A 513-nucleotide genomic window follows, 5' to 3' on the forward strand; every position below is an offset into this window, starting at 1 on the left:
CCTCACAGGTAACGTCCCGACATTTACCAATGGCGAGCGCCAAGTGGGTTTCTGCACAGAATTTGAAGACTTAACTGGCAAACAGGCTCGCGTTATTGAAGCTGACTACGATTACCTTGATTCACTCGAGATCATCAGAGCCATGTTCAAAGAAGCTTCTCATCCTGAAGCCATATTTTGTGCGACGGACAATCTCGCTATGGCAGTGATGGACGTGGCTCGTTTAGAGTTCGCACTCCGTATCCCAGAAGACCTACAAGTGATTGGGTTTGATGACATCCCACAAACTCAGTGGCTGAACTACCAATTGACTACTTTCAAGCAGGATTTCCGACGCCTTGCACGTGAGTCCGTGAAAATTGTCGTTAGCCAGATTCAAGAGCAAGACACCAGCTTAGTAAAATTAATGGTGCCGGTTCAATTTGTAGAACGTAACACTACGTTGAAAGTAAAATAGCGTTTTCTTCAGCCTTTGTTTGCATGATTAAAACACGCTTTTAAACAACCAAAATA

1 protein-coding gene is annotated in these 513 nt (G+C 44.2%); it reads left to right on the forward strand.

Features of this window, described 5'->3' with window-relative positions:
- Positions 1-457 (forward strand): substrate-binding domain-containing protein (locus tag AB4512_RS23520; RefSeq protein WP_372175935.1); only part of this gene is annotated, 457 nt, incomplete at its 5' end.
- Between the last annotated feature and the right edge of the window lie 56 nt (positions 458-513).

This window comes from Vibrio sp. 10N.222.52.B7 (genome assembly GCF_041474275.1).
GTDB classification, from domain to species: Bacteria; Pseudomonadota; Gammaproteobacteria; order Enterobacterales; family Vibrionaceae; genus Vibrio; species Vibrio crassostreae_C.